This window comes from Roseateles sp., assembly GCF_046300915.1.
Lineage (GTDB): Bacteria > Pseudomonadota > Gammaproteobacteria > Burkholderiales > Burkholderiaceae_C > Kinneretia.
The window spans coordinates 1-25,202 of the sequence record NZ_JBKCLH010000082.1 but is presented as its reverse complement, the minus strand read 5'-3'; the positions used below and the strand labels follow the sequence as shown (position 1 = coordinate 25,202).

At 68.0% G+C, this 25,202-nt stretch carries 24 protein-coding genes and 1 tRNA gene; 8 read left to right on the top strand and 17 right to left on the bottom strand.

What is annotated here, in order from left to right; all coding sequences use genetic code 11:
- The first annotated feature begins 298 nt into the window (after window positions 1-298).
- Window positions 299-1,507, top strand: coding sequence for a 3-oxoadipyl-CoA thiolase (pcaF, locus tag ACK5F2_RS06260; protein ID WP_409863555.1), 1,209 nt, complete (start codon window positions 299-301; stop codon window positions 1,505-1,507).
- Between the two features lie 440 nt (window positions 1,508-1,947).
- A complete protein-coding gene (locus tag ACK5F2_RS06255) occupies window positions 1,948-2,778 on the top strand; it encodes an IclR family transcriptional regulator C-terminal domain-containing protein (protein ID WP_409863553.1) in 831 nt (276 codons plus the stop codon).
- Window positions 2,779-2,850: 72 nt separating this feature from the next.
- On the opposite strand, the gene ACK5F2_RS06250 is transcribed toward ACK5F2_RS06255, so the two are convergent.
- From ACK5F2_RS06250 to ACK5F2_RS06240, 3 genes are all read right to left on the bottom strand, one after another.
- Window positions 2,851-4,326, bottom strand: a complete 1,476-nt coding sequence (locus tag ACK5F2_RS06250) for a M20 family metallopeptidase (protein WP_409863551.1) — start codon at window positions 4,324-4,326, stop codon at window positions 2,851-2,853.
- Window positions 4,327-4,376: 50 nt separating this feature from the next.
- The gene (locus tag ACK5F2_RS06245) at window positions 4,377-5,252 is read right to left on the bottom strand and encodes a lysophospholipase (protein WP_409863549.1); all 876 of its coding nucleotides are present in this window, start codon (window positions 5,250-5,252) and stop codon (window positions 4,377-4,379) included.
- 100 nt (window positions 5,253-5,352) lie between these two features.
- Window positions 5,353-6,741, bottom strand: coding sequence for an esterase-like activity of phytase family protein (locus tag ACK5F2_RS06240; RefSeq protein ID WP_409863548.1), 1,389 nt, complete (start codon window positions 6,739-6,741; stop codon window positions 5,353-5,355).
- 178 nt (window positions 6,742-6,919) lie between these two features.
- On the opposite strand from ACK5F2_RS06240, the gene ppk2 reads away from it, so the two are divergent.
- A complete protein-coding gene (ppk2, locus tag ACK5F2_RS06235; protein WP_409863547.1) occupies window positions 6,920-8,080 on the top strand; it encodes a polyphosphate kinase 2 in 1,161 nt (386 codons plus the stop codon).
- A 13-nt stretch (window positions 8,081-8,093) separates the two neighbouring features.
- Here ppk2 and ACK5F2_RS06230 read toward each other — a convergent pair whose 3' ends face one another.
- From ACK5F2_RS06230 to sppA, 4 genes are all read right to left on the bottom strand, one after another.
- Window positions 8,094-8,468 carry a VOC family protein gene (locus ACK5F2_RS06230; protein ID WP_409863545.1) on the bottom strand — a complete coding sequence of 125 codons (375 nt, stop codon included), beginning with the start codon at window positions 8,466-8,468 and terminating at the stop codon, window positions 8,094-8,096.
- Between the two features lie 73 nt (window positions 8,469-8,541).
- Window positions 8,542-9,126 (bottom strand): methionine biosynthesis protein MetW, encoded by a 585-nt coding sequence (gene metW / locus ACK5F2_RS06225; RefSeq protein WP_409863543.1) that lies wholly within the window; start codon window positions 9,124-9,126, stop codon window positions 8,542-8,544.
- Window positions 9,123-10,256: a homoserine O-acetyltransferase gene (locus tag ACK5F2_RS06220; protein ID WP_409863541.1), complete on the bottom strand. Its 1,134-nt coding sequence runs from the start codon at window positions 10,254-10,256 to the stop codon at window positions 9,123-9,125. The genes metW and ACK5F2_RS06220 overlap by 4 nt, the downstream gene beginning before the upstream one ends.
- 174 nt (window positions 10,257-10,430) lie before the next feature.
- Window positions 10,431-12,293 (bottom strand): signal peptide peptidase SppA, encoded by a 1,863-nt coding sequence (gene sppA / locus ACK5F2_RS06215; RefSeq protein ID WP_409863539.1) that lies wholly within the window; start codon window positions 12,291-12,293, stop codon window positions 10,431-10,433.
- Window positions 12,294-12,418: 125 nt separating this feature from the next.
- Here sppA and ACK5F2_RS06210 point away from each other — a divergent pair, with 125 nt between their 5' ends.
- Window positions 12,419-13,318: an alpha/beta hydrolase gene (locus ACK5F2_RS06210; RefSeq protein WP_409863538.1), complete on the top strand. Its 900-nt coding sequence runs from the start codon at window positions 12,419-12,421 to the stop codon at window positions 13,316-13,318.
- Between the two features lies 1 nt (window position 13,319).
- On the opposite strand, the gene ACK5F2_RS06205 is transcribed toward ACK5F2_RS06210, so the two are convergent.
- From ACK5F2_RS06205 to ACK5F2_RS06160, 10 genes are all read right to left on the bottom strand, one after another.
- A complete protein-coding gene (locus ACK5F2_RS06205; protein WP_409863537.1) occupies window positions 13,320-14,831 on the bottom strand; it encodes a 3-hydroxyacyl-CoA dehydrogenase in 1,512 nt (503 codons plus the stop codon).
- 14 nt (window positions 14,832-14,845) lie between these two features.
- Window positions 14,846-15,631 carry an enoyl-CoA hydratase-related protein gene (locus ACK5F2_RS06200; protein ID WP_409863536.1) on the bottom strand — a complete coding sequence of 262 codons (786 nt, stop codon included), beginning with the start codon at window positions 15,629-15,631 and terminating at the stop codon, window positions 14,846-14,848.
- Window positions 15,632-15,767: 136 nt separating this feature from the next.
- Window positions 15,768-16,076, bottom strand: a complete 309-nt coding sequence (locus ACK5F2_RS06195; protein WP_409863534.1) for a hypothetical protein — start codon at window positions 16,074-16,076, stop codon at window positions 15,768-15,770.
- Window positions 16,077-16,303: 227 nt separating this feature from the next.
- Complete coding sequence (locus ACK5F2_RS06190) at window positions 16,304-16,669, bottom strand: HU family DNA-binding protein (RefSeq protein ID WP_133602312.1); 366 nt, start codon at window positions 16,667-16,669, stop codon at window positions 16,304-16,306.
- A 14-nt stretch (window positions 16,670-16,683) separates the two neighbouring features.
- Window positions 16,684-16,983 (bottom strand): hypothetical protein, encoded by a 300-nt coding sequence (locus ACK5F2_RS06185; RefSeq protein ID WP_409863532.1) that lies wholly within the window; start codon window positions 16,981-16,983, stop codon window positions 16,684-16,686.
- Window positions 16,954-17,038, bottom strand: a tRNA-Leu gene (locus ACK5F2_RS06180). The genes ACK5F2_RS06185 and ACK5F2_RS06180 overlap by 30 nt, the downstream gene beginning before the upstream one ends.
- Before the next feature lie 66 nt (window positions 17,039-17,104).
- Window positions 17,105-18,541, bottom strand: coding sequence for an FAD-binding oxidoreductase (locus ACK5F2_RS06175; RefSeq protein ID WP_409863531.1), 1,437 nt, complete (start codon window positions 18,539-18,541; stop codon window positions 17,105-17,107).
- Window position 18,542: 1 nt separating this feature from the next.
- Window positions 18,543-19,571 carry a DUF1338 domain-containing protein gene (locus ACK5F2_RS06170; RefSeq protein WP_409863529.1) on the bottom strand — a complete coding sequence of 343 codons (1,029 nt, stop codon included), beginning with the start codon at window positions 19,569-19,571 and terminating at the stop codon, window positions 18,543-18,545.
- A gap of 61 nt (window positions 19,572-19,632) precedes the next feature.
- Window positions 19,633-21,150, bottom strand: coding sequence for an aldehyde dehydrogenase family protein (locus ACK5F2_RS06165; protein WP_409863527.1), 1,518 nt, complete (start codon window positions 21,148-21,150; stop codon window positions 19,633-19,635).
- Between the two features lie 14 nt (window positions 21,151-21,164).
- Window positions 21,165-22,259 carry a saccharopine dehydrogenase C-terminal domain-containing protein gene (locus ACK5F2_RS06160; protein WP_409863525.1) on the bottom strand — a complete coding sequence of 365 codons (1,095 nt, stop codon included), beginning with the start codon at window positions 22,257-22,259 and terminating at the stop codon, window positions 21,165-21,167.
- Between the two features lie 155 nt (window positions 22,260-22,414).
- On the opposite strand from ACK5F2_RS06160, the gene ACK5F2_RS06155 reads away from it, so the two are divergent.
- The 4 genes from ACK5F2_RS06155 to ACK5F2_RS06140 form a co-directional block, all read left to right on the top strand.
- On the top strand, window positions 22,415-22,858 hold the full coding sequence (locus tag ACK5F2_RS06155; RefSeq protein WP_409863523.1) for an Lrp/AsnC family transcriptional regulator: 444 nt from the start codon (window positions 22,415-22,417) through the stop codon (window positions 22,856-22,858).
- Between the two features lie 183 nt (window positions 22,859-23,041).
- Window positions 23,042-23,194 (top strand): hypothetical protein, encoded by a 153-nt coding sequence (locus ACK5F2_RS06150; RefSeq protein ID WP_409863521.1) that lies wholly within the window; start codon window positions 23,042-23,044, stop codon window positions 23,192-23,194.
- A 150-nt stretch (window positions 23,195-23,344) separates the two neighbouring features.
- Window positions 23,345-24,265: a DUF3365 domain-containing protein gene (locus ACK5F2_RS06145; RefSeq protein WP_409863520.1), complete on the top strand. Its 921-nt coding sequence runs from the start codon at window positions 23,345-23,347 to the stop codon at window positions 24,263-24,265.
- Between the two features lie 2 nt (window positions 24,266-24,267).
- The coding region (locus tag ACK5F2_RS06140; RefSeq protein ID WP_409863518.1) for a mechanosensitive ion channel family protein at window positions 24,268-25,202 on the top strand (935 nt) is incomplete at its 3' end.

Genomic DNA, 25,202 nt, shown 5'->3' with positions numbered 1-25,202 from the left:
CAGCTGCATCGGCACGATGTCTGCACCACTTAAGCAGTAAACCAGCCCGGCGCGGGGCTTGCACCTGATTACAAACGCCTAACGTGCGAATTGTCACGGGAAATTCTTGACCGGAAATGAAGCTCCGGCCTAGCATGTTCATTTTCAGAACCAAAGTTCCAATAAAGAACTTTTACACCCAGAGCTGGAAGCCGCCAAAGGTGGCTGCAGCCACAGCCCCGCAGCGCCGATGCGTCGCAGCCCTCAGGTGCTCACGCATGCCGCCTCATATCACACACAAACCCGGAGTCTTTCCTCCATGAATTCCCGACACGCCTTCATCTGTGATGCCTTGCGGACCCCCTTCGGCCGCTACGGCGGCGCCCTGTCCTCGGTGCGCGCCGATGACCTGGGTGCGGTGCCCCTGCGCGCCCTCATGGCACGCAATGCCCGCGTGGACTGGGAGGCCGTCGACGATGTGCTGTACGGCTGCGCCAACCAGGCCGGCGAGGACAACCGCAATGTGGCCCGCATGGCCGCCCTGCTGGCCGGCCTGCCCATCGCCGTACCGGGCATGACCATCAACCGTCTGTGCGGCTCGGGCATGGACGCTGTTGGCAGCGCCGCGCGCGCCATCCGCGCCGGCGAGGCCGAGCTGATGATTGCCGGCGGCGTGGAAAGCATGAGCCGCGCGCCCTTCGTGATGCCCAAGGCGGAAAGCGCCTTCTCGCGCGCCAACGCCGTCTACGACACCACCATAGGCTGGCGCTTCATCAACAAGCTGATGAAGGAACGGTACGGCGTGGATTCCATGCCCGAAACGGCCGAGAACGTGGCCAGCGACTTCGGCATTGAGCGCGAGGCTCAGGATCGCATGGCCCTGGCCAGCCAGCTCAAGGCCGTGGCCGCCCAGCAGAGCGGCTTCTTCGACACCGAAATCACGCCCGTGACGATTGCGCAGAAGAAGGGCGATCCGATCATCGTCTCCAAGGACGAACACCCGCGCGAAACCAGCCTCGAAGCACTGGCCAAGCTCAAGGGCGTGGTGCGCCCCGATGGCCGCGTGACGGCCGGCAATGCCTCGGGCGTGAACGATGGCGCCTGCGCCCTGCTGCTGGCCAGCGAAACCGCCGCGGCCCGGCACGGCCTGAGCCCGCGCGCCCGTGTGGTGGGCATGGCCACGGCCGGCGTGGCGCCGCGCATCATGGGCATGGGCCCGGCCCCCGCTGCCCGCAAGGTGCTGGCCCAGACCGGCCTGAGCTTGGCCCAGATGGATGTGATCGAGCTGAACGAAGCCTTCGCCGCTCAGGGCCTGGCCGTGCTGCGCGATCTGGGACTGGCCGACGACGATGCCCGCGTGAACCCCAATGGCGGCGCCATCGCCCTGGGCCACCCCCTGGGGGCCAGCGGCGCCCGCCTGGTGACCACGGCCGTCAACCAGCTGCAGCGCAGCGGCGGCCGCTATGCCCTGTGCACCATGTGCATCGGCGTCGGGCAGGGCATCGCCCTGATTGTGGAACGCGTCTGACAGCAAACCCCAGGCCTTGCACCACGGCGGTGCAAGGCATGAGCTCAGCTCAAGGGATGCTGCATTTTTGTCATCGTAAAGCCGGGGCGTCGGCGCCACGTGGCGCGATGCTGCGTGGGATACTGGATCCAGAAACCAAACGCAGAGCGCACATATACGACTCAAATCCAGTTTGTGGACCGCGTAAGTGGTAGTACGTAGCCCGTTGGCGCCGTACTGCGTCAAGCTTCAGGCTCCTCTTACCGCCCCGCATCCCGCCCACACCCGCCCGAAACGGCCGTGGGAGGAGTCCTATGCGAAAGCACCTTATTGGTGCACAAAGGTGCGGATGCCGCCCTTTTTGCGGCAGTTCTGCTTGCGCTGCGTGTTTGGGGCTTCCTATAGTCAGCGTTTCCCCGGCTTGCGCCCAGCATATTTGGGCGATTAACGCACCCAATGCCATGTCTGCTGCCCGCGCACTTGATGATCTGACCGCCCTCGAAATTCCGGCCACAACGCCGGCCGACGCTCCCAGCGGCCCGCTCAAGCGCGATCTGGTGGCGGGCCTTGAGAAGGGTCTGGCCGTGATCGAAGCCTTCGATCAGGAGCGCCCCCGTCTGACCATCTCCGAGGTGGCCGCCCGCACCGGCCTCACCCGTGCCGCGGCCCGCCGCTATCTGCTGACCCTGACCCATCTGGGCTTTGTCTCGCAGGACCGCAAGATGTTTGCCCTGACCCCCAAGGTGCTGCGCCTGGGACAGAGCTATATGCACTCGGCCCGCCTGCCGCGCATTGTGGAGCCCGAGCTGCACAAGCTGGCTTACGCCCTCAAGGAGGCCAGCTCCGCGGGCGTGCTGGACGGCAACGATGTGATCTGCATTGCCGCCACCAGTGCCGGCCGCGTGGTCTCGCCCACCCTGCAGCCGGGCACCCGGGTGCCCGCCTATTGCGCTGGAAACGGTCGCGTGCTGCTGGCGGCCCTGCCCCAGGCCGAGGTGGATGCCTGGATCGCGCGCCAGGAGCTCAGCCCCCTGACGCCCCACACCATCACCCATCCCGAGCGCCTGCGCATCGAGATCGCCCGCGCCCGCGCCCTGGGCTATGCCTGCATTGACCAGGAGCTGGAGCTGGGCCTGCGCACCGTGGCGGTGCCCTTGAAGAACTACCGCGGCGATGTGGTCGCCGCCATGAACATCAGCGTGCATGCCTCGCGCATGAGCATGGACCAGCTGGTCGAGCATTGCCTGCCGCCGCTGCTGCAGGCCCAGGCCCATCTGCGCATGCTGCTCTGAGGCCCTGCACCCTGGAAACAAAAAACGGGATCCCGCTGGGATCCCGTTTGCTTTCCAGCTTGTTCGGCTAGATCAGGGATGGGCCGCCATCACCTGGGCCACGGCGGCCGTCAGGCGCTTGCCATAGGGCACGTGCAGAAACTCATTGGGGCCGTGGGCATTGCTCTTGGGGCCCAGCACGCCGCAAACCATCATCTGCGCCTGGGGGAAGCCCTTTTGCAGCATGCTCATCAGCGGGATGGTGCCGCCCTGGCCGATGAAGCCCACCGGCCGGCCGAAATGCGCCAGGCTGGCCTCGTTGAGCGCGCCCGAGAGCCAGGGGCTGAGCTCGGGCGTGTTCCAGCCGGTGGCGCCGAAAGCACCGGCGCGACCATCCGGCACAAAGGTGACCCGGGCGTTGTAGGGCGCGTTGTCCTCTAGCAGGGCCTTGAGCTTGAGCGCGGCCTCATTGCCGTCCACCAGGGGCGGCAGGCGCAGCGAGAGCTTGAAGGCGGTGTAGGGGCGCAGCACATTGCCGGCGTTCTTGAGCTCGGGGAAGCCGTCCACGCCGGTCACGCTCAGCGTGGGGCGCCAGGTGCGGTTGAGCAGCACCTCCACCGGGTCCTGGGTCACGGGCAGCACGCTGCCGCCATCGGCGCCGCAGGCCCAGGGATAGCGCTTCCAGACCTCGTCCTTGAGGATCTCGGCGGTGGCGCGAGCCTGGTCCAGCCGGTCGCCCGGGATCTCGCAGTGGAAGCTGTCGGGCAGCAGGCGGCCGGTCTTGGAGTCCTCCAGACGGTCCAGCACCTGGCGCAGGATGCGGAAGCTCGAAGGCACCAGGCCCGAGGCGTCGCCGCTGTGGATGCCCTCGGTCAGCACCTCCACCTTGAGCACGCCCGAGACCATGCCGCGCAGCGAGGTGGTGAGCCAGAGCTGCTCGTAATTGCCTGCGCCGGAGTCCAGGCAGACCACCAGGGAGACATTGCCCAGGCGCTCCTTGAGCACGTCGATATAGGCGGGCAGATCGTAGGAGCCGCTTTCCTCGCAGGTCTCGATAATGCCCACGCAGCGCGGCCGGGGGATGCCCTGCTGGTCCAGGGCCATGATGGCGGTCAGCGAGGCATAGACGGCATAGCCGTCATCGGCGCCGCCGCGGCCGTAGAGCAGGCCGTTCTCGTACTTGGGCGTCCAGGGGCCCAGGTCGGAGCGCCAGCCATTGAACTCGGGCTGCTTGTCCAAATGGCCGTAGAGCACGATGGTGTCATCGCTGCCCGGCTTGGTGGACGGCACCTCAAAGAAGATCACCGGCGTGCGGCCTTCCAGACGCACCACCTCCAGCTTGAGGCCGGCCACCTTCTTGCTCTCCACCCAGGAGGCCGCGTCGCGGAGCACCTTCTCGATATGCCCGTTCTGCGCCCAGTCGGCATCGAACATGGGGCTCTTGGCGGGAATCGCGATGTAGTCGCTCAGCGCGGGAACGATTTCCTCGTCCCAGACGCGTTCGGCAAAACGGCCCAGGGCCGAGGCTTCATCGGGCTGCAGCGGCAGCGCGGGATCGCGTGCATTCATGGTGGTGTTCCGGCTTGTGGCGGGGAGTCGGAATTCTAGTTCCCGCGCTCTCAGCGCGCTGGCGCAAAGCGCTGCTCCAGCCAGGCCTGCAGCCGTGCAAAGACCTGCTCGCGCTCGGGCTCGTTGAAGAGCTCGTGATAGAGCCGCTCGAAGCACTGCGTCTGCACCACGGCCCGCGGCGCCTCGGCCGCGAAGCGGGCGCTGCCCTCGGGGTCCACACACTGGTCTGCGCCGGCCCACATCAGCAGGGTGGGAACCACCCACAGGGGGGCCTGGTGTTGCAGCTCCGCGCCTGCGTCCGCAATCATGGCGGCCAGGGTGGCGCTGACGCGGTCATGCACCAGAGGATCATTCTCATAGGCGGCCACGACCGCAGGATCGCGCGAGATCCAACTGGTCTTCAGGCCATTGCCCACCGCCAGATGCGGGAGCAGGGGCCGGGCCGCCCCGAGCAGCATGCGCTGCACGCCCGAGAGCCCGGGGTCCAAGGCCGGCGAGCTCAGCACCAGCCCATCGACCGGGCGAAACCATGCTGGCAGAACGCCGCCCTGCCCCAGGGCAAGCCCACCCGCGACGAAACGCGCCGCCACGAGCCCACCCATGCTGTGGCCCAACACCACCAGAGGACCGCAGCCCAGCTGGGGATCGGCCCGAAGCTCATCGATGACCAGGGCCAAATCGCGCTGAAGACGATCCGCCTCGGGGATATCCCCACGCGGGCCACCGGAGGCGCCGTGCCCTCGCTGATCATGGCCCACCACATGCCAGCCCCAATCATTCAGGCGGCCGGCCAGCGCCTCGTAACGCCCGATATGTTCACCCAGGCCGTGCACGATGAGCACCGTGCCGCGTGCCGGCCCCGGACCGGGGCGGCTCCATTGCCGCCAGTGCAGGGGCAGACCGTCATCGGTTCTCAGAGTACGCATGTCGGCCAGTGTAGGGAGCGGCCGACACCCAAGGGCCCAGGACTTCCCCGGTCGGTGAAAGTACGCAAGCCGTCCCTACATTTGGCGACGGTTGCGTCGCTCAGCGCGCCTTCAGCAGCTCGGGCACCTTGAGCAGGATGAACTCGTTGTCGTCCTGCACGCCCAGCTTGCGGCCGCTGGAGTAAGGCAGGTTGTTGTCATTGGCCACCACGATGTGCTCGGCGTCCACCACGTCCACGTTCTCGATGGTCACGAAGGGGAAGCTGAAGCGGCCCTGGCGGGTGGCACCGTTGCGGCCCAGGCTCTTGGGGTCGGCGATGTCCATCAGGTCCACATAGCCGATCTTGCGTACCAGGCCTTCAGCGTCTGCGTCCTTGAGGCTGATCTTGTAGACGCGCTTGAAGCGGGCCGGCACGTTCTGGCAGTCGGGGCGGGCGGGTCCGTTGCAGGCCTCGTCCACCGAGCCCTCGCCGTTGTCGCGCTCGATCACCAGGGCGGTGTCCGCGTCGATCATATTGAAGTCGCCGATATTGTTGCCCTTGAGCTCCAGCGGGTACTTCCAGCTGCGGCCGCTCCAGGCGCGCTGGGCCACATCGAACTCCAGCACGCGCAGCACTTCGCGGCCATCGGCCGTGCTTTCCCACTTCTTCTCGCCCTCCAGCCACAGCGGGCCTTCCAGCAAGGGGTAGAGGAAGCGGCCGTCCGGGCTCGCCGCCATGCCCTCATAGCCGCGCGAGCGGCGCACCGGCGTCGTCACCGGCGTGCCGGGCACGGCCGGCGTCGTCACCGTGTAGTGGTCGGGTGCGCGCAGCAGCTTGCCGTCCAGCCGGGTCTCGTACAGACCCAGCACCTTGCCCTGCAGATCGGTGCGGATCAGGTAGGGGCCCAGCTCGTCGCCGAACCAGAGCTCATTGCCCACCGGCTGCATGGACTCGATATCCAGATCGGCGCCGGTGAGGTAGCGCTTGGTCGTGCCCTCGTTGACGATCAGAAAGGGGATCTTGCGATCCGGGTCATGCAGGAACAGGGTCTGGCTGCGCTGCACGCTGCCTTGTTTCCAGTCGATGCGCAGCTTGTGGAACATCAGCATCGCGTCCGCGCTATTGTTCTTGGCGCCAAAGCCGTTGTCGGTCAGCACCCAGAAGCTGCCGTCCTTCATGGTCTTGATGCCCGAGAAACCCTGCACCGGCTGGCCCTTGAAAGGCAGCTTGACGCCGGTCTCGCGCGGGGCGGCCTTGTCCGAGAGGAAGGACGTGCCCATGATCGATTCCAGCGCGTCCACGCGGCGGCCATCGGCGGCGGTGAACTTGCCGCTGGTCTGCAGAAAGGCCGGCGCATCCTTGGGCGCGGGCACAAAGCTGCGCGCGGGCAGCAGGGCATGGCCGGCCAGCTCGGCGGGCAGGGCCGGGGCGGCGCCGGTCTGGGCCACGGCACCCAGTGAACACAGGGCCAGCACGGCGGCGGCAATCAGTGCAGATTTCGTTTTCATGATGTGTGGACTCGCTCAATGGAAGCAAGTCCGGCAGCCTAGGCAGCGCAGATGACGGGATCGTGATGAACAGCCGCAGCGGGGCGGACAGCGCCAAGCGCCGCTTGATCAAGCTCAAGGCCCGGCCGGGCAAGCGATGCGAACCTTGAATGTCACGGATTCGTCACATTCCAGAACCATGAGCAGCAAGCCCAACTCCGCCCCTCCTGCCAAGTCCGCCCGCAGCACCACCCTCCCCCGCACGCCACGGGCACGCCGTGTGCGCAGCGGCGACACCGCGGGCAGCATCCAGCCCGAGCGCATTGCCCGCCATAGCGTGGATGAGGCGGTAGAGAAAGCGCGGGCACGAGAGTTGGCGGCCCTGCAGGACATCGTGAGCCAGCGGGGGGCCAGCAGCCTGGCCAGCTCGGTGCGCGAGATCGTGCGCGGCGCCTCGCCGGACGATGCCGCCGCCCTGCGCCGTGCCCTGCTGAAGGAGCTGGAGGCCCCGGCCAAGGCCCTGGGGGTCGATGCCGACGAGGAGCTGGCCCCCGACTGGCGCAAGGGCGGCTACCCCTACAAGAACCTGATGTCCCGCAAGGCCTACGAGAAGCAGAAGGACCGCCTGCAGGTGGAGCTGCTCAAGCTGCAGGCCTGGGTCAAGCAGACCGGGCAGAAGGTGGTGATCCTCTTCGAGGGCCGCGACGCCGCCGGCAAGGGCGGCACCATCAAGCGCTTCATGGAGCATCTGAACCCGCGCGGCGCGCGCGTGGTGGCGCTGGAGAAGCCCAGCGAGGTGGAGCGCGGCCAGTGGTACTTCCAGCGCTATGTGCAGCACCTGCCCACCGCGGGCGAGATCGTGCTGTTCGACCGCAGCTGGTACAACCGCGCCGGCGTGGAGCGAGTGATGAGTTTCTGCAGCAATGACGAGTACACCGAGTTCATGCGCCAGGCCCCCGAGTTCGAACGCAATCTGGTGCGCTCGGGCGTGCATGTGGTGAAGTTCTGGTTCTCGGTCAGCCGCGAGGAGCAGCGCCGCCGCTTCAAGGAGCGCGAGGCGCATCCGCTCAAGCAGTGGAAGCTCTCGCCCATCGACAAGGCCTCGCTGGACAAATGGGGCGACTACACCAAGGCCAAGGAGGCGATGTTCTTCAACACCGATATCGCCGAGGCGCCCTGGACCGTGGTGAAGTCGGACTGCAAGAAGCGCGCACGCCTGAACGCGCTGCGCCATGTGCTGCACCAGCTGCCCTACACCAACAAGGACCTGGACAAGATCGGCCAGCTCGACCCCCTGCTGGTGGGCCGGGCCAGCGTGGTCTATGAGCGCGGCGAGGCGCTGAGCCCGGCGCCGCGCTGAGCCTGCGGGGCGATTACTCGGCGCTCATGCAAAAAGCATTGAGCTTGTTGCCATCCAGATCGCGGAAATAGGCGGCGTAAAAGCCGCCGCCGCGCGGCCCCGGGGCGCCCTCGTCCTGGCCACCCAGGGCCAGGGCCTTGGCATGCAGGGCCTGCACGGTGGCGGGGCTGTCGGCGGCCAGGGCGATCATCACGCCGTTACCCACCGTGGCGGGCTGGCCGTCAAAGGGCAGCATCACGGCAAAGCCGGGGGAGCTCATATCGCGGCCCCAGGCGATGCCGCGCTCGAAGTCCATGGTGCGCTTGATGCCCAGGGTCTCGAACAGCGCGTCGTAGAACGCCGCGGCACGCGGCAGGTCGCGCGTGCCCAGGGTGGTGTAGCCAATCATGATTCGCACCTCCGATGCGTTGATGAGGCGGCCATGATGCCCGGGGCAGGGTCCGGAATCTGTCAGCAGCCGCTCAGCCGCGGTCGAACTTGAACACCGCCATGCTGGCCAGCAGATTGGGCATGGTCCGCACGACCTGACCCTGCTGGATGCCAAAGCTGTCCAGCACGCGCAGGCGGTTCTTGCGCGCCAGCACCTCGAAGTCGGCATAGGTGCCGACGCGGATATTGGGCGTGTCGTACCACTCGTAGGGCAGCACCTTGGTGACCGGCATGCGGCCCAGCAGCACCTGCAGGCGGTTGGGCCAGTGCGCGAAATTGGGAAAGCTGACGATGCCCATGCGGCCCACGCGTGCGGTTTCCCTGAGCATGGCCTCGGTATTGCGCAGATGCTGCAGGGTCTCCAGCTGCAGCACCACGTCGAAGCTCTGGTCCTCGAAGATGGCCAGGCCCTCTTCCAGGTTCAGCTGGATCACATTGACGCCGCGCTTGGCGCAGGCCAGCACATTGGCGTCATCCAGTTCCACGCCGTAGCCGGTGCAGCCCTTGCTGCTCTGCAGATGGTGCAGCAGCTCGCCAGTGCCGCAGCCCAGGTCCAGCACGCGCGAGCCGGCCGGCACCAGGGCGGCGATCGCTTCCATCACGCTACGGTCGCTCATGCTGCGAACTCCTTGGCAATGCGCTCGAAGTAGGCGCGCAGCACACCGTGGTAGCGCGGGTCTTCGAGCAGGAAGGCGTCGTGGCCATGCGGCGCGTCGATCTCGGCATACGAGACGTCGCGCTTGTTGTCCAGCAGCGCCTTGACGATTTCCCGCGAGCGCGCCGGCGAGAAGCGCCAGTCCGTCGTGAAGCTGGCCAGCAGGAACTTGCAATGTGCGGCGGCAAAGGTGCGGCTCAGATCGCCGCCATGCTCGCGGGCCGGGTCGAAGTAGTCCAGGGCGCGCGTGATCAGCAGATAGGTGTTGGCGTCGAAGTACTCGCTGAACTTGTCGCCCTGGTGGCGCAGATAGCTCTCGATCTGGAACTCGATGTCCTGCGTGCTGTAGCCCAGCTCGGCAGCACGCATCTGGCGGCCGAACTTCTGCTCCATCACATCGTCGCTGAGGTAGGTGATGTGACCGATCATGCGCGCCACGCGCAGGCCGCGCTTGGGCACCACGCCATGCTCATAGAAGTGGCCGCCATGGAAATCGGGGTCGGTGATGATGGCGCGGCGCGCCACCTCGTTGAAGGCGATGTTCTGCGCCGAGAGGCTGGGCGCGGTGGCGATGGCGATGCAGTGCCGCATGCGATCCGGATAGCGCAGCGACCAGTCCAGGGCCTGCATGCCGCCCAGGGAGCCACCCAGCACGGCGGCCAGTTGCTTGATGCCCAGTTCGTCCAGCACGCGGGCCTGGGCATCCACCCAGTCATGCACCGTGACCACGGGGAAGTCCGCGCCATAGACGCGGCCCGTGGCCGGATTGATGTGCATGGGCCCGGTGGAACCGAAGCAGGAACCCGGGTTGTTGATGCCGATGACGAAGAAGCGCTCCGTGTCCAGAGGCTTGCCCGGCCCGATCAGGTTGTCCCACCAGCCCTCGCTGCGCTCCTGGCCGGCATAGCTGCCGGCCACATGGTGGCTGGCATTCAAGGCATGGCAGACAAGCACGGCATTGCTCTTGTCCGCATTGAGCTGGCCGTAGGTTTCATAGACCAGCTCGTAGTCACTCAGCTGCGCGCCGCTGCGCAGCGGCAGGGGACGGCTGAACTTCATGCGTTGCGGCGTGACATGGCCTACGGATCCCATGCATTCACCTCTGATTTTCATAAGGCCCAAAAACAAAAACACCGGTGTCGCTGACGGAGCGGACACCGGTGCATCGGGCGTCCCTCTTTAGCGGCATTTGTAGAGCGCCCGCAATCCGGAACAAATCGGCGCTATGGCACGGAGTATATCGGCCCCGTGCTCAAGGACGGTGACTCAGGGCGCCGTGCACAGGCAATGCACCAGGGCCGCATAGGGCTTGCGGCCCGCACTCAGCTCGGCCAGCGAGGCTAGCTCATGCTGGGCCTGCAACGCGGCGGCAGGCAACTGCAGCGGCATCGCCGCACGCACCATATCGGCCACCGTGGGTGCCAGCACCGAGTCCATGGACTTCAGCAGTCGGTCCAGCTTGCCGGGCTCGCGCTCGACATAGGCAATGCGCGGTTCACCCTCGATCTTGGCCAGCGTGGCAGCGGCTTGCAGCGCATCGCCCAGGCTGCCCAGCTTGTCCACCAGACCGCGATCCAGCGCCTGCGAGCCGGTCCAGACCCGGCCCTGCGCCACCTCGTCGATCTGCTCCACCGTTTTCTTGCGCGCCTTGGCGGCCCGGCCGGTGAAGTCGTCGTAGATGTACTGCACGGCCGATTGCACCGTGCTGCGCAGGCGCTCATCCAGCGGACGGCGGGGGTCGAAGCCGCCGGTCAGCCAGGTGGTGGTGTAGCCGCCGGTATGCACCGAGAGCTTGCCCATGAGCTTGTCGGCCGTCGGCAGCATGCCGAACACGCCGATCGAGCCGGTGATGGTCGAGGGATCGGCCAGCACCTGATCCGCCGCCATCGAGATCCAGTAGCCGCCCGAAGCCGCCACATCGCCCATGGACACCACCACCGGCTTGCCGGCGGCACGGGTGATCTCCAGCTCCCGGCGCACGATCTCGGACGCAAAAGCACTGCCGCCGGGCGAATTGACGCGCAAGACCAGGGCCTTGATCTTGTCGTCCTCGCGCGCCTGACGGATCAGCTGGGCGGTGGAATCGCCCCCCACCTTGCCGGGAGCGGCCTGGCCATCGACGATCTCGCCCTCCGCGACCACCACGCCGATGGCCGCAGCCTTGTCGTCCCACTTGGGCTTCACATGGGCCAGATAGGCCAGCAGATCAATCTGTCGGAAGCTCTTGCTCTTCTCGTCCTTGGCGCCGCGCTCGATGAGCAGCGCGCGCATCTCGTCGCGGGTCTTCAGCGCATCGACCAGTTTTTCCTTCAGCGCCAGCTGGGCGGTATCGCCCTTGACGGCCTGCATGCGCTGCGGCAGCTCGTCGATGGCTCGTGCGATGGCACCCTTCTCCAGCTTGCGCGCCGCCTCGACGGACGCGGTGTAGCGCGTCCACAGATCACCGTAGAGATAGGACTCGGACTCCAGCGTCGCCGGCGACGGGGCATTGGCAAAGAAGGGCTCGCCAAAGTTCTTGAACTTGCCGACCCGGATCACGTTGGCGTCGATACCCACGCGGTCCAGCGCGTCCTTGTAGTAGTTGCGATAGCGGCCAAAGCCATCGATCAGCACACCGCCCATGGGGTGCAGATAGACCTCGTCCGCACGCGCGGCCAGAAAGTAGGCACGCTGATTGAACTCGTCGCCATAGGCCAGCACCTTCTTGCCGCCCGAGTCCTTCTTGAAGCGCTCGATGGCGGCCGCCACCTCGTGCAGCCCGGCCATGCCGGCGCCGCCGAACTGGTCCAGTTGCAGCAGCACATGGCTGATCTGGGGATCGCGGGCGGCAGCATCCAGCGCCGCCAACACATCGCGCAGCCGGGTCTGCGCCTGTGGGGATTCCCCTCGCGCCTGAGCCAAGGCATGCGAGCGCAGGGATCCCGAGGCTTGCTCCACCAGCGCGCCCTGCAGATTCAGCACCAGCGCCGTCTTGTCCGCCAGCGGCTCCGGCCCGCTCCGCACCAGGGCTACGATCAGCACCAGGATCAGGCCCAGCATCAGCAGATTGAACAGGCCGCGGCGCAGCGCATCCACCCAGGCCCAAACCTTGGCAACACCCCGCCCGCAGGCGCGAATGGCAGACATCATGTATCGATCCTCCTTGTTGGCATCGGGTTGGCACCAAGCTGGGCCCGCTGCTCGGGGATTCTAGGCACGGCATGCCGCAAAGCCCGAGGCGGGCCAGGATTCGCAGCATGATCTACGCTCGCGTCATGGCCAAGCTTCTCCCGCTTCAACCTCTGCTCTCACGCCGGCCCAGCCGTCTGCTCGCGGGCATCGCCCTGGGTCTGATGCTGACCATGAGCGGCTGCGCCACCCTGGACGAAAAGCAGCGCGAGTGGATCTTCCAGCCCAGCGACCGGACCTGGAGCGGTGGCCTGGCGGCCGCCCAGGGCATGGAGGATGTGTGGATCACGTTCCGCTCGGCCCTGAGCGAGCGCGAGGTGCGGCTGCATGGTCTGTGGCTGCCGGCCGAGCGCGCCGACGCACCCGTGCTGCTCTATCTGCATGGCGCGCGCTGGGATGTGCGCGGCAGCGCCAACCGCATGCGCCGCATGCAGGAGCTGGGCTTTGCGGTGCTGGGCATCGACTACCGCGGTTTTGGCAAGAGCGGCTATGGGCAGGAGCTGCCCTCCGAGGCCATGGCCTATGAGGACGCCCGCGCCGCCTGGGACTGGCTGGCGCGCCAGCACCCGAACCGGCAGCGCTTCATCTTCGGCCACTCCCTGGGCGGCGCCATCGCCACCGAGCTGGCCCAGCAGGTGCAGCAACAGGCCGCGGGCCTGATCGTGGAGGGCAGCTTCACCTCCATCGCCGATGTGGTGGGCAGCTACCGCTGGGGCTGGCTGCCCGTTGCCCCGCTGATCACGCAGCGCTTTGAGTCGGCCGAGCGCATCGCGCGGGTTCAGATGCCCGTGCTCATCGTGCATGGCAGCGAGGACCGCGTGATCAAGCCCGAGCTGGGCCGTGCCCTGTTTGAGCGCGCGCCCGAACCCAAGCGCTTTGTGCTGGTGGAGGGCGGCTCCCACCACAACACCAATGCGGTGGGACAGGGGCACTACCGGCAGGCCCTGGCCGAGCTCTTCGGCCTGGGCCCTTCCCGCCCCCACTAAGTCAAGACCAGCGTCGCTGCTGCAGCAAGGGGCTGACGCGGTAACGCTCGCTGCGGTAGGCGGCGAACAAGCCGTCCAGCAGCTCCACCACGGCGGGCGCGCCCAGCTGCGCCAGCCACTCGAAAGGGCCGGCCGGGTAGTTCACACCCAGCTTCATCGCGGTGTCGGCACCGGCCTCGTCGCACACGCCCTGCCAGACGGCATCGGCGCCCTCGTTGACCAGCATGGCCAGGGTGCGCGCCACGGCCAGGCCCGGCACATCGCGCAGCACCAGGGGCTCCCAGCCCAGATGGCGCAGCAGGTCCTCGGCCTCGGTACGCTGTTCGGCGCTGACCTGGGGCGCATAGGCCAGGGCCAGGGCCTCGCAGCGATCGGGGGCCAGCACCCAGTCGATCACAGCCAGGGCCCGATGCGGGCGCTCATGCGCCAGCTGGGCCGCGCTGCGGCCGCTGCTGAAGTGCAGCTGCAGCTCGCCGAGCTGCAGACCGCACCAGTCGGCCGACTCGCCGCGGGCGAAGGCCATGCCCTTGTGCGTGAGCCAGCCGGCCAGCACCTCCACCAGACCGCCGCGGCCGCAGAGCGTGGGCTGGGGCGCGGGGCCTGTGGGCGCGGCCACCGGCGCGGCGGCAGCGGGCTGGCCCTCGTAGAAGCCCTTGCCCACCTTGCGGCCCAGACGCCCGCCGTCCACCAGGGCGCGCTGCACCAGGGAGGGCATATAGCGCTTGTCGCCAAAGTTGGCCTCGAACACCGACTGCGTGACCAGGAAGTTGGTGTCGTGCCCGATCAGGTCCATCAGCTCACAAGGCCCCATGCGGAAGCCCGCGCCACGCAGGGCACGATCCAGCTGAGCCGGCGTGCCGGCCTGCTCCAGCAGCAGGGCCAGGGTCTCGGCGTAATAGGGCCGGGCGATGCGGTTGACGATGAAGCCGGGCGTGCTCTTGGCATGCACGGGCGTCTTGCCCCAGCGGCGCGCCAGCTCGAAGATGGTCTGGGCCACCGAGGGCGCGGTCTCGGCGCCCGAGACCACCTCCACCAGCTTCATCAGCGGCACGGGGTTGAAGAAGTGCATGCCCACCAGACGGCCGGGATCGGCCATGCCGTTGGCCAGGGCCGTGATGCTGATGGAGGAGGTGTTGGAGGCAATGATGGCGCCCGGTGGCAGCAGGGCATCGAGCTCGCGCAGCAGGGCCTGCTTGGGCTCCAGCTTCTCGACGATCACCTCCACCACCAGGGCGGTCTCGCGCAGCTCGGCGGTGGCGCTGGCGGGGCGGATGCGGCCCAGCACGGCTTCGCGTTCCTCGGCCGCCATGCGGCCCTTGGCCACCAGGCCGTCCAGGCCCTTGGCGATCTGCGCAATGGCAGCAGTAGCCGCGCCCTCGCGCACATCCAGCAGCAGCACCGGGTGGCCGGCCTGGGCCGCCACCTGGGCAATGCCGGCCCCCATGACGCCGGCTCCGATCACGCCCACGGCGGCCTCGGCCGCGGGGCGCTTGGCAACAATCCAATCGCTCATCAGTGTGTCCGTCCTCAATCCTGGTGGGGCACCCAGGCGGCGGGCCGCTTGGCCAGAAAGGCAGCAAAGCCCTCGCGGGCCTCCTGGCCCATGCGCACGCGGGCGATGGTCTGGGCCGTCAGCTCGCGCACCGCGGGCGTGATCGGGCCGACCTCCAGCTGGGCGAACAGGGCCTTGATCTCGCCCAGGGCACCGGGGCCATTGAGCAGCAGCTCGGCAATCCAGCGCTCCAGTGCGGTGTCGATGTCCTCGGCCACCTCCTGCACCAGGCCCAGGGCCAGGGCTTCGGAGGCCGGAATGCGGCTGGCGGTGAGGGCCAGGCGGCGCGCCTGGCGTGGGCCCACGGCATTGATCACATAGGGGCCGATCACGGCGGGCAGGATGCCGAAGCGCGCCTCGCTGACGGCGAACTTGGCGTCCGGCGTGGCCAGGGCAATGTCACAGGCAGCGGCCAGTCCCACCCCGCCACCCAGGGCCAGACCATGCACCCGCGCCAAAGTGGGCGTGGGGCAGTCTGCCAGGGCCTGCAGCATGCCGGCAAAGCGCCGTGCATCCTCCAGATTGGCCTCTTGCGTGGCCTCGGCCGCACGCTTCATCCACTGCAGATCGGCGCCGGCACTGAAGGCCTTGCCGGCGCCTGCGAGCACGATGATGCGTACATGCGGATCAGCGGTCAGACGGCCCAGGGCCTGGGCCATCTCGTCGATCATGGTCTCGTTGAAGGCGTTGAACACCTCCGGACGGGTCATGGTCAGGCGCGCCACGCCGCGCTGATCCACCGCGATATGCAAAGTCTCCACCGCAGAACTCCTGCTACTACTTCTTGTTGATGGCAAGAAGTATCGCAGCCCGCGTTGGCCCACCGTGCGCGCTATGGACCGGCCGTCATCGTGCAGGCGCGCAGCGCCAGCAGGCACTCAAACGCAGCGGCATGCGTCAGGGCTTGGTGGAGGGACGGCCCGCGGCAGTGGGATAGGCGGACATCACGCGCACCGGATCCAGGGTGTCCAGAAAGGCGGCGTACTGGGCCTCGGCACAGGCCAGGGGCTTGCCCGCCTGTTGCTCACCGCGGTACTGCCCCTTGTAGTAGACGAAGCGATGCTCGTTGGCAGCAGGCTTGGCACTGAGCGCGGGCTGGTGCTTGGCGGCGCATTCGGCGCGCAGGCTCTCGGGCGTGCTCTGGGCCGCAGCCGATCCGGCCAGGGCGAGAAGGGACAGCGCGAGGAGGGCTTGCTTCTTGTGCATGGATGTCTGAAGGCTTGGGTTGGATGAGCCGCCAGCTTATCCAGGGCGCTTGCGACAGACCACCCGCGACTGCGGGTAGGAGCAGCACTCTTGCTTTGTGCGCCCGTTTGGGATTTGCCGGAACGGGACGCACGGGGACAGCCCGCACAGACGAAAAAGGCCGGCCACCTCGTACAAGGTGCCGGCCTGGTAGGGCGCAAACCTAGGCGGCTTGCTGAGGCAAGAATTTACTTCTTGGCCTTGGCCTTCTTTGCGGGCGGCTTGGCAGCAGCCTTGGGAGCGGCCTTGCCGGCCTTCTCGGCCTTGCGGGCAGCAGCCTTGGGATCCACAGCGGCCTTGAAGCCAGCACCCGGAGTGAACTTCGGCAGCTTGGCGGCGGCGATCTTGATCTTCTCGCCGGTGCTGGGGTTCACGCCGGTGCGTGCAGCGCGGGCGTGCTGCTTGAAGGAGCCAAAGCCGGGGATGGAAACCGTGCCACCCTTCTTGACGGTGGTGACCACGGCGTCCAGCAGGGTTTCGATGATGCGGCCGGCCTCGGCCTTCGTCAGCTCATGCTTGCCAGCCAGGTGCTCGATCAGTTCGGTCTTGTTCATTCCTGAGTCTCAGTTCAAAGTGATGTCGCCCGACCATCTCGGGCGGCGCCATTCTCACCCAGAATCAACGCCACACCCGATGGCCACGAGGGAAAACGATGATCGTTGCCGTACGCGGCGATCAGAGTTTCTGTAAAACGATGATCGTTGCCGTAAGCGACGGTCAGAGTTTCGGTAAAACGATGCTCGCGGTGCGGCGATGACCACGTGCTCGACGCTTGCAGCGCGACGGGACGGAACAACCAAAACGAAAAGGCCAGCACTTGCGTGCTGGCCTTCGTATTTGGTGCCCAGGAGAGGACTCGAACCTCCACGGAGTTACCCGCTAGTACCTGAAACTAGTGCGTCTACCAATTCCGCCACCTGGGCTTTCAGGGTTTTCTTCGCTTCCGTCTTGCGTCATCAGCGAAGAGGCCGAACTATAGCACGCTTTTTTTAGGACGCGCAAGAGTTTTCGTCGGCGGGCCCAAATCGCGTCAGGCCCAGGGTCTGTTTGGGGTTGAGCAAGACCTGGATCTCGCCCGCCAAGCGCAGGCCCACCGGATCGCTCAGCTGCCAGTAGGCCTGCTGGATCTGCGGGCCCACGCCATGCTCGGCGCTGAAGCTGCCGCCCAGGCGCAGCACGATATTGTTGATGCCCGCGCGCAGGCGCGCCATGGCCTCGGTATCGAGCGGCGGCGCCTCATGCGGCCAGGCCAGATTGAAGTGCAGGCCGCCATCGCCCAGATGGCCGAAGTCCGCCAGGCGGGCCGGCGGGAAATGCTCAGCCAGCCAGGCCGCGCCCTCGGCGCGAAAGTGCATGAAGTGGCGGCGCGGCAGGGAGATGTCGAAGCCGATCACCTTGCCCCAGTCGCGCAGGCCCTCGCTGATGCTGTGGCGCAGGGCCCAGATCTCCGCGTCGGCGCCGATGACGGCATCGACCACGCGGCCGCTCTCGAACTCGCGCTCCAGCACCTCCTGCAGCAGGGCGTTGAGATCCAGGCGCGCGGCCGGCAGCTCGCTGGCCAGCTCGATCAGCAGGGCGTACTCGGGCAGTTGGCCGTCGAAGAGCTTGCCGCTTTCCTTCCCATGTCGGCCCAGATGCTCCAGCGCCGCCTGCAGCGCGGGCCTGGAGATGCCCTCGAAGGCGCTGACCAGGCCGGCCAGCTCGCTGGCCCTCAGGGCCTGGGAGAGCGGCAGCACGGCGTCCACATCGGCGGGCGCCACCAGGGCCGCGGCGCGCTGGCGCGGCAGCGGGTGCAGCTTGAGCGTGGCCTCGGTGATCAGACCCAGCGACCCCGAGCTGCCCACAAAGAGCTGCTGCAGGGCCAGGCCGGTGTTGTCCTTCTGCAGGCCGCGGCCGGCCTGCAAGACCTGACCCTGGGACAGGACCACGGTGAGGCCCAGGGTGTTGGCCCGCACATCGCCATAGCGCAGCATGCGGGTGCCGCCGGTGTTGTGGGCCAGCATGCCGCCCACGCTGGGGTCGGCGCTCAGGTCGATAGGGAAGAACAGGCCCTGGGCCTCCAGGCGCTCATTGATCTCGCTGAGCTTGTAGCCGGCGGAGACGCGCAGCGTGCGGTCCAGCGGGTCGAAGTCGAAGTGCTCGCGCAGCCGGTCGGTGGCCAGCAGCACATGGCGACGGGCATCGGTGGGCGTGGCGGCGCGCACCAGGCCGGTGTGTGCGCCCTGGGGCACCAGGGTCAGGTCGTGCGCGGCGGCCAGGGCCACCAGCTCGGCCACCTGGGCCGCGGTGGCCGGACGCAGCAGGGCCGCGGCCTGGCCCGGCGCATAGCGGGCCGGCTCCAGATAGCGCGGCTCGATGTCCGCGCCCGCCAGCGCGAACTCGGGCCCGACGATGGCGCGGGCAGCGTCGAGAAAGGCCAGACTCATCTCAGCAGGCCTCGGCCGGGGTGGCGCCGGCCGTCATCTTGAAGATGCCGGTGGCATTGCCCGCGTCGAAGCGCAGATCCAGCCCCTGCTCGTCGCGCTCGCGCTGGATGAACTCGTGGAAGCTGCCCGGCACGCTGCGGCTGACCAGCTGGCCCTCGTGCAGGAACTGGCGCTGCACCGTCGCCGCGCGAAAGGCGGTCTGGCGCACGCGGCCGCTCTTGGAGGTCTCGATCGTGTCCTTGATCGGACGGTCCAGGGCGCGCTGCAGATCGGCCACGGCCTCGATATTGGCGACGCGGTCGGTGGCGTGGTTGAAGGCATTGCCCTCGGTGGCGATCCAGGCCATCTCGGCGGACTCGGCCAGCAGGCGCTCGTAGTCGGCCAGCTCGAAGACACCGTGCTGGCGCTCGAAGCAGGCGCGCAGGCGCGGCAGCAGGCGCAGGGCCTCGCCCCAGGGCAGCTGCTGGTCGCGCGCCAGGCGCTCCAGCGCGGCCAGATCCTCGGGCGCCAGCGGGTCGCGCGAGGCGCCGATCACACGGCTGACCGCGGCCTGGAACTCGCCGCTGAACTGCTCGGGGTGCAGCTCGGAGACGAAGAACTGGGCGATGTCCTCCGGGAAGTCCTGGTGGCGCCAGCTGCGGCCCGTCATCTTGAGCCGGGTCAGCGGATAGGTCTCGGCATGGGCAAAGCCCAGGGGGCGCAGCACGCGGGTGATGGCGGCCTCGCCGGGTGGCAGGGCGCCGCTGGGCCAGGCCACGGTGCGCAGGGCGCCATGGTCGAAGACCAGGCGCTGGCCGGCACGCTGGCAGTCGGCCACATAGGCCGCGCCGGCCGGCACGCGGCGGGTCACGTCCACGAACAGGGCCATGTTCAGGGCCTGGGCCAGCTCGGCGCGCGTCACGCGCTCGCCCACCGGCTGCAGCAGGGCCGGCAGCAGCTGCAGCTGCGCGAAGGCGGTCTGGGCCTCGGCCTCGCCGAGCAGGGAAGACAGGAGACGGAAGAGGCCCGTATCCAGGGGATTCGTCGTCATCTCAGGAACTCCAGATGGAAGAACGCCCCGCAGGGGCGGGGCGTGTCAAGGATAGAAGCAATCAGACGTCGAACTTGACGCCCTGTGCGAGCGGCAGCTCGCGCGAGTAGTTCACCGTGTTGGTGGTACGGCGCATATAGGCCTTCCAGGCATCGGAGCCGGACTCGCGGCCACCGCCGGTTTCCTTCTCGCCGCCGAAGGCGCCACCGATCTCGGCGCCCGAGGTGCCGATGTTCACATTGGCGATGCCGCAGTCCGAGCCGCTGGCCGAGACAAAGAGTTCGGCCTCGCGGATGTCATTGGTGAAGATGGCCGAGGACAGGCCTTGCGGCACCTCGTTCTGCAGCGCGATGGCTTCGTCCAGGCTCTTGTACTTCAGCGTGTACAGGATGGGCGCAAAGGTCTCGTGCTTGACGATCTCGGTCTGGGCCGGCATGCGCACCAGGGCCGGCACGGCGTACCAGGCCTCGGGGTATTGCTCGGTCAGGGCACGGCCGCCGCCGCTCACCTCGCCGCCCTGCTCGCGCGCGGCGGCCAGGGCCTTTTGCATGGCATCGAAGGCGCCCTGGTCGATCAGCGGGCCGATCAGATTGCCAGCCTCGAGGGGCGAGCCGATCTTGAGCTGGGCACGTGCGCGGTCCAGGCGGGCCACCAGCTCGTCATGGATGCTCTCGTGCGCGATCAGGCGGCGCGTGGTGGTGCAGCGCTGGCCGGCCGTGCCGTAGGCGCCGAAAAGGATGCCGCGCACGGCCAGGTCCAGGTCGGCGCTGGGCGTGACGATGATGGCGTTGTTGCCGCCCAGCTCCAGCAGGCAGCGGCCGAAGCGCGCCGCCACGCGCGGGCCCACGGCGCGACCCATGCGGGTGGAGCCGGTGGCCGAGACCAGGGCCACGCGGGCATCGTCCACCAGGGCCTCGCCCACGGCGGCGCCGCCGATCAGCAGCTGGGACAGGTGGTCAGGCGCGGCATGGCCGGCCGCCTGGTAGCGGGCCAGGGCCTTGTCGAACAGGGCCTGGGTGGCCAGGGCGGTGAGCGGAGTCTTCTCGCTGGGCTTCCAGACGCAGGGATCGCCGCAGACCAGGGCCAGGGCCGAGTTCCAGGCCCAGACCGCCACCGGGAAGTTGAAGGCCGAGATGATGCCGACCACGCCCAGGGGCAGGTACTGCTCCATCATGCGGTGGCCGGGGCGCTCGCTGGCGATGGTCAGGCCATGCAGCTGGCGCGAGAGGCCGACGGCGAAGTCGCAGATGTCGATCATCTCCTGCACCTCGCCCTCGCCCTCGCTCGTGACCTTGCCGGCCTCCAGCGAGACCAGTCGGGCCAGGTCCATCTTGTGGGCGCGCAGCTCCTCGCCAAACAGGCGCACCAGCTCGCCGCGCTTGGGCGCGGGCACGGTGCGCCATTGCAGGAAGGCAGCCTGGGCGCGGGCGATGGCCGCGGTCATGTCGGCAGCGCTAGCCTCGGGCACGGCACCGATCTGCGCGCCGTCGATGGGGCTGCGCACGATCAGGCTGCCACCGGTGTAGGCGCTGCTCGGAACGCCCAGGGCGCTCAAGAGGTCTTGGGTTTGCTTGCTCATGGATTGATTTTCCTTCAGCCGATGCTCTCGACCTGGCGCGACTGCTGATAGGCCTTGCCGAAGCGGTTGGCCAGGAACTCGGGCAGCTGCACCTCTTCCTGACGGATGAAGCCCTGCTGGGGCAGCTTGCCCTCGCGGAACAGGTCCACGGCGGCGCAGATGCCGGCGGCGGTCGTAATCTGGATGGCGGAGAGCGGCGCGGCGGCATCGCGCTCGGCGAAGATCTTGCGGGCGAACACCTCCTGCAACAGGGTGCCGTTCTTCATGCCCGAGACGGTGACGAAGACCAGCACCACGTCCTGCATGGTGGCGGGCATGCTCTTGCGCATGATGTCCTTGAGCTTCTCCTGGTCGGCGGCCAGGCCCAGGTCCTCCAGCAGGAACTTCATCAGATCGCGGTGGCCGGGGTAGCGCACGGTCTTGTAGTCCAGGTTCTTGACTTTGCCGGACCAGGTCTCGCACAGGGTGCCCAGGCCGCCCGAGGTGTTGAAGGCCTCGTACTCCACGCCGTCCAGCGAGAAATGCTCCAGGCCTTCCAGCGGCAGGGCCGAGATGAACTCGCCGCCATGGATGGCCTCGCAGGGGTGGCAGTACTCGTTGATCAGACCATCCACCGACCAGGTCAGGTTGTACTTGAGCTTGTTCGTGGGGAAGGCCGGCAGCGCACCCACGCGCATCTGCACATCGCGCACCTCGTCGAACTGCTTGGCCAGATGGTGGGCCACGATGCCGATGAAGCCCGGCGCCAGGCCGCACTGCGGCATGAAGGCGGTCTTGCTGCCCTGGGCCAGTTCCTTGATGGCCTTGGTGGCGGCCACGTCCTCGGTCAGGTCGAAGTAGTGGCAGCCGCATTCGCGCGCCAGGGTGGCGGCGGTGATGGCCAGGTGGTAGGGCAGCGCATTGACCACCGCGTCCTTGCCGCGCAGCTGGGCGGCCAGGGCGCCGTGGTGGGCGGTGTCCACCTCGGCGGTGGCAATGCCCTCGGCCGCCAGCACGGCCAGGTACTTGGCGTTCTTGTCGATCACGGTGACCTGGTAGTCGCCGGTGGCGTGCAGCAGGCGAGCGATGGTCTGGCCGATGTGGCCGGCGCCGAGCAGGGCGATCTTCATGGTGTGTCTCCTAGTATCCAAAGAAATGCGGTGCGGAATGCGGCGCAGTCTAGGAAGGAGCACGGACGAAAGAAAGCGATGTTTCGTCGAAACAAGAGATTGATCTGACGTTATGACAAACTTGTGCTGCACATCGTCAAAAACAAGGGTTATCCATGACCGAAGCCGCCAAGGACCAGACCGATCGCCAGCTCATCACCCTGCTGCAGGCCAATGCCCGCGCCAGCACGGCCGAGCTGGCACGCAAGCTGGGCATTGCGCGCACCACGGTGGTGGCCCGCCTGGCCCGGCTGGAGTCGGCCGGCGTGATCGTGGGCTACACCGCCAAGCTGGGCAGCGAGGCGCAGGACCGCGGCGTTCAGGCCTTTGTGGGCGTCACGGTGCAGCCGCGCGCGGGCCGCGAGGTGGTCAAGAAGCTGACGAGTTTTCCGGAGCTGCGCCAGCTGGCTTCGGTGAGCGGCGAGTTCGACTACATGGCCGTGCTGCGCGCCGAGTCCACCATGCGCCTGGACGCGCTGCTGGACGAGATCGGCGAGATCGAGGGCGTGATCAAGACCACCAGCTCGGTGGTGCTGGCGCTGCGGGTGGACCGCATGTAGGTTGAGCTCCCCCCCTACGGCCTGCGGCCGCCCCCTCGAGGGGGCGGGTCCGAGGGACCGGCAAAGCCGGTTCCCTGGACCTCGTGCGGGAATTCAATCCTTGTTTGCGGCAGAAGGTACACCGGGCACGGCTCTTGCACGTTGAGCGCGAGGCGGCCAGGAGGTCGCCCCTGGAGCCCCACCATGATCAAGACGCTCTCTGCCGCCCCGCTCACCACCCAGTCCCCGCGCCTGCAGCGCGCCGCCACCGCCTTCAAGGCCCTGCTGCTGGTGGCCGCGGTCTGGGGCCTGGCCTACCCCGCCCTGCTCTGGGGTCTGGGCACGCTGCTGGGCTGAGTCCCCGCCCGCCTCCTGAACGCCGGCGGGCCACGCCCGCCACCGCGGCGTCATCCGGCCGTCATCGTTGCTCCCTAGGCTGGGCGCCGCTCGGCGGCCGGCACCCATCCAAGCCACGGCCCGGCCAGCCTGCCTGGGAGGGACAACACAATGCGTATCGAGACACGCTTCGCGTGGATCATTGCCTTTTGCTTTTGCTTCGGCGTGACCGTGGCCGGCTATATCTCCTACCGCCTGGAGATCCGCCAGGCGCATGAGGACATCAAGCAGAAGGCCGACCTGCTGCTGGAAACCGCGATGGCCCTGCGGGCCTTCACCTCGGAAGAGCTGACGCCGGTGCTGCGCAGCCTGAGCCAGACCGATTTCCACGCGGCCCAGGTGCCCTCCTTCGTGGCCCAGACCACGCTCAAGCGCCTGAACGCGCGCTTCCCCGAGTACCGCTACCGCGAGAGCGCGCTGGACCCCACCAATCTGAACGACCGCGCCAGCGACTGGGAGGTGGGCCTGCTGCGCCAGTTCCGCGCCGACCCCGAGCGCCTGGAACTGGTGGGCGAGCACGGCGAGGGCGAGCAGCGCCGCTTCTATGTGGCCCGGCCCATCCGTATCAAGTCCGAGGCCTGCCTGCAATGCCACAGCACGCCGGCCGCCGCACCCGCGGCCATGCTGGCCAAGTACGGCAGCGCCCACGGTTTCGGCTGGCGCCTGGGCGAGACCGTGGCCCTGCAGCTGGTGGAGGTGCCCACCGGCCCGGCGCGCCAGAAGGCCTGGAGCAGCGTGCTGGTCACCGTGGGCTCGCTGGCCTGCGTCTTCGTGCTCTCGGCCGCGGTCTTTCTGCTGCTGCTGCGCCGCCATGTGACGCATCCGCTGGAGGCCCTGACCCGCGCCGCCCATCTGGAAAGCCTGCACAGCGAAAGCCAGGGCGGCCAGCTGACCGGCGTGGGCGGGCAGTTCGGCGAGCTGCAGGCCGCCATCCAACGCCTCAAGCACAGCCTGGACCGCGCCCTGCGCCTCTTCGAAGGCCAGGCCCCGCCGGCGACGCGCCGCACCAGCGATGACGGCGAGGCACGCTGAGCATGTGGACCCTGATCATCGTGGCCCTGGCAGCCCTGAGCTGGCTGCTGCAGGTGAGCCTGGGCAGCGAGGCCGGCGGCCCCGCCTGGCTGCCCCCCGACGCCCTGCGCCAGCTGGCCACGGGCCTGAGCGTGCTGGCCCTGGTGCAGCTGCTGCAGAAGCTGCTCAGCCATGCCCTGCGCCCGGCCGGCCACCACGCCAGCTCCGACCTGCTGCGCGCCCTGCTGCGCGGCCTGCTCTATCTGCTGGCCAGCATCCTCTATCTGCGCCTGGGTCTGGGGCTGGACATCAGCAGCGTGCTGGCCACCTCGGCCATGCTCTCGGTCATCATCGGCCTGGCCCTGCAGCCCACGCTGGGGCATCTCTTTGCCGGCGTCTCGCTGGAGATCGAGCGCCCGCTGCGCGTGGGCGACTATGTGCGCCGCGATCAGCTCGAAGGCGAGGTGGTCTCGCTGAACTGGCGCTCGGTCTATGTGCGCACGCCGCGCGGCTCCACCGTGGTGTTGCCCAATGCCGAGTTCACGAGCCGCGCCCTGGAGGTGCTGCCGCGCGAGCAGCCCTACCGGCATGAGCTGGGCTTCAGCGTCTCCAGCCGCCATCCGCCGGGCCAGATCATCCGCTGCGCCCTGCGCGTGCTGCACAGCGGCCTGCCCGGTGTCTGCCACGCGCCTGCGCCCAGCGTGCTGCTCAGCGACAACGATGCCCGCAGCGCCAGCCTGCGCTACACCGCCCGCTTCTTCACCGAAGACTTCCTGAACCGCCAGGCCCTGGGCTCACAGTTCCTGGAGCGGCTCTGGTACGCCCTGGCCCGCGAGGGCGTGGCCCTGCCCGAGCCGCCCGCGCTCTGGGCCCTGGATCCGGCCGAGTCGGCCGGCGGCGCGGCGCCCAGGGCAGGGCCTCCAGGCCGGCGGGCATGGGCTCGCCGCCGGCCGACTCG

Excerpts from the sequence above, each read along its gene's own strand:
- metW (WP_409863543.1), bottom strand. The coding sequence starts at position 9,126 with ATGAGCGACCGTAGCGTGATGGAAGCGATCGCCGCCCTGGTGCCGGCC.
- ACK5F2_RS06255 (WP_409863553.1), top strand. The coding sequence starts at position 1,948 with ATGTCTGCTGCCCGCGCACTTGATGATCTGACCGCCCTCGAAATTCCG.
- ACK5F2_RS06190 (WP_133602312.1), bottom strand. The coding sequence starts at position 16,669 with ATGAACAAGACCGAACTGATCGAGCACCTGGCTGGCAAGCATGAGCTG.
- ACK5F2_RS06195 (WP_409863534.1), bottom strand. The coding sequence starts at position 16,076 with ATGCACAAGAAGCAAGCCCTCCTCGCGCTGTCCCTTCTCGCCCTGGCC.
- ACK5F2_RS06250 (WP_409863551.1), bottom strand. The coding sequence starts at position 4,326 with ATGAATGCACGCGATCCCGCGCTGCCGCTGCAGCCCGATGAAGCCTCG.
- sppA (WP_409863539.1), bottom strand. The coding sequence starts at position 12,293 with ATGATGTCTGCCATTCGCGCCTGCGGGCGGGGTGTTGCCAAGGTTTGG.
- pcaF (WP_409863555.1), top strand. The coding sequence starts at position 299 with ATGAATTCCCGACACGCCTTCATCTGTGATGCCTTGCGGACCCCCTTC.
- ACK5F2_RS06145 (WP_409863520.1), top strand. The coding sequence starts at position 23,345 with ATGCGTATCGAGACACGCTTCGCGTGGATCATTGCCTTTTGCTTTTGC.
- ACK5F2_RS06205 (WP_409863537.1), bottom strand. The coding sequence starts at position 14,831 with ATGAGCGATTGGATTGTTGCCAAGCGCCCCGCGGCCGAGGCCGCCGTG.
- ACK5F2_RS06210 (WP_409863538.1), top strand. The coding sequence starts at position 12,419 with ATGGCCAAGCTTCTCCCGCTTCAACCTCTGCTCTCACGCCGGCCCAGC.
- ACK5F2_RS06160 (WP_409863525.1), bottom strand. The coding sequence starts at position 22,259 with ATGAAGATCGCCCTGCTCGGCGCCGGCCACATCGGCCAGACCATCGCT.
- ACK5F2_RS06155 (WP_409863523.1), top strand. The coding sequence starts at position 22,415 with ATGACCGAAGCCGCCAAGGACCAGACCGATCGCCAGCTCATCACCCTG.
- ACK5F2_RS06245 (WP_409863549.1), bottom strand. The coding sequence starts at position 5,252 with ATGCGTACTCTGAGAACCGATGACGGTCTGCCCCTGCACTGGCGGCAA.
- ACK5F2_RS06150 (WP_409863521.1), top strand. The coding sequence starts at position 23,042 with ATGATCAAGACGCTCTCTGCCGCCCCGCTCACCACCCAGTCCCCGCGC.
- ACK5F2_RS06165 (WP_409863527.1), bottom strand. The coding sequence starts at position 21,150 with ATGAGCAAGCAAACCCAAGACCTCTTGAGCGCCCTGGGCGTTCCGAGC.
- ACK5F2_RS06220 (WP_409863541.1), bottom strand. The coding sequence starts at position 10,256 with ATGGGATCCGTAGGCCATGTCACGCCGCAACGCATGAAGTTCAGCCGT.
- ACK5F2_RS06170 (WP_409863529.1), bottom strand. The coding sequence starts at position 19,571 with ATGACGACGAATCCCCTGGATACGGGCCTCTTCCGTCTCCTGTCTTCC.
- ACK5F2_RS06230 (WP_409863545.1), bottom strand. The coding sequence starts at position 8,468 with ATGATTGGCTACACCACCCTGGGCACGCGCGACCTGCCGCGTGCCGCG.
- ACK5F2_RS06175 (WP_409863531.1), bottom strand. The coding sequence starts at position 18,541 with ATGAGTCTGGCCTTTCTCGACGCTGCCCGCGCCATCGTCGGGCCCGAG.
- ACK5F2_RS06240 (WP_409863548.1), bottom strand. The coding sequence starts at position 6,741 with ATGAAAACGAAATCTGCACTGATTGCCGCCGCCGTGCTGGCCCTGTGT.
- ppk2 (WP_409863547.1), top strand. The coding sequence starts at position 6,920 with ATGAGCAGCAAGCCCAACTCCGCCCCTCCTGCCAAGTCCGCCCGCAGC.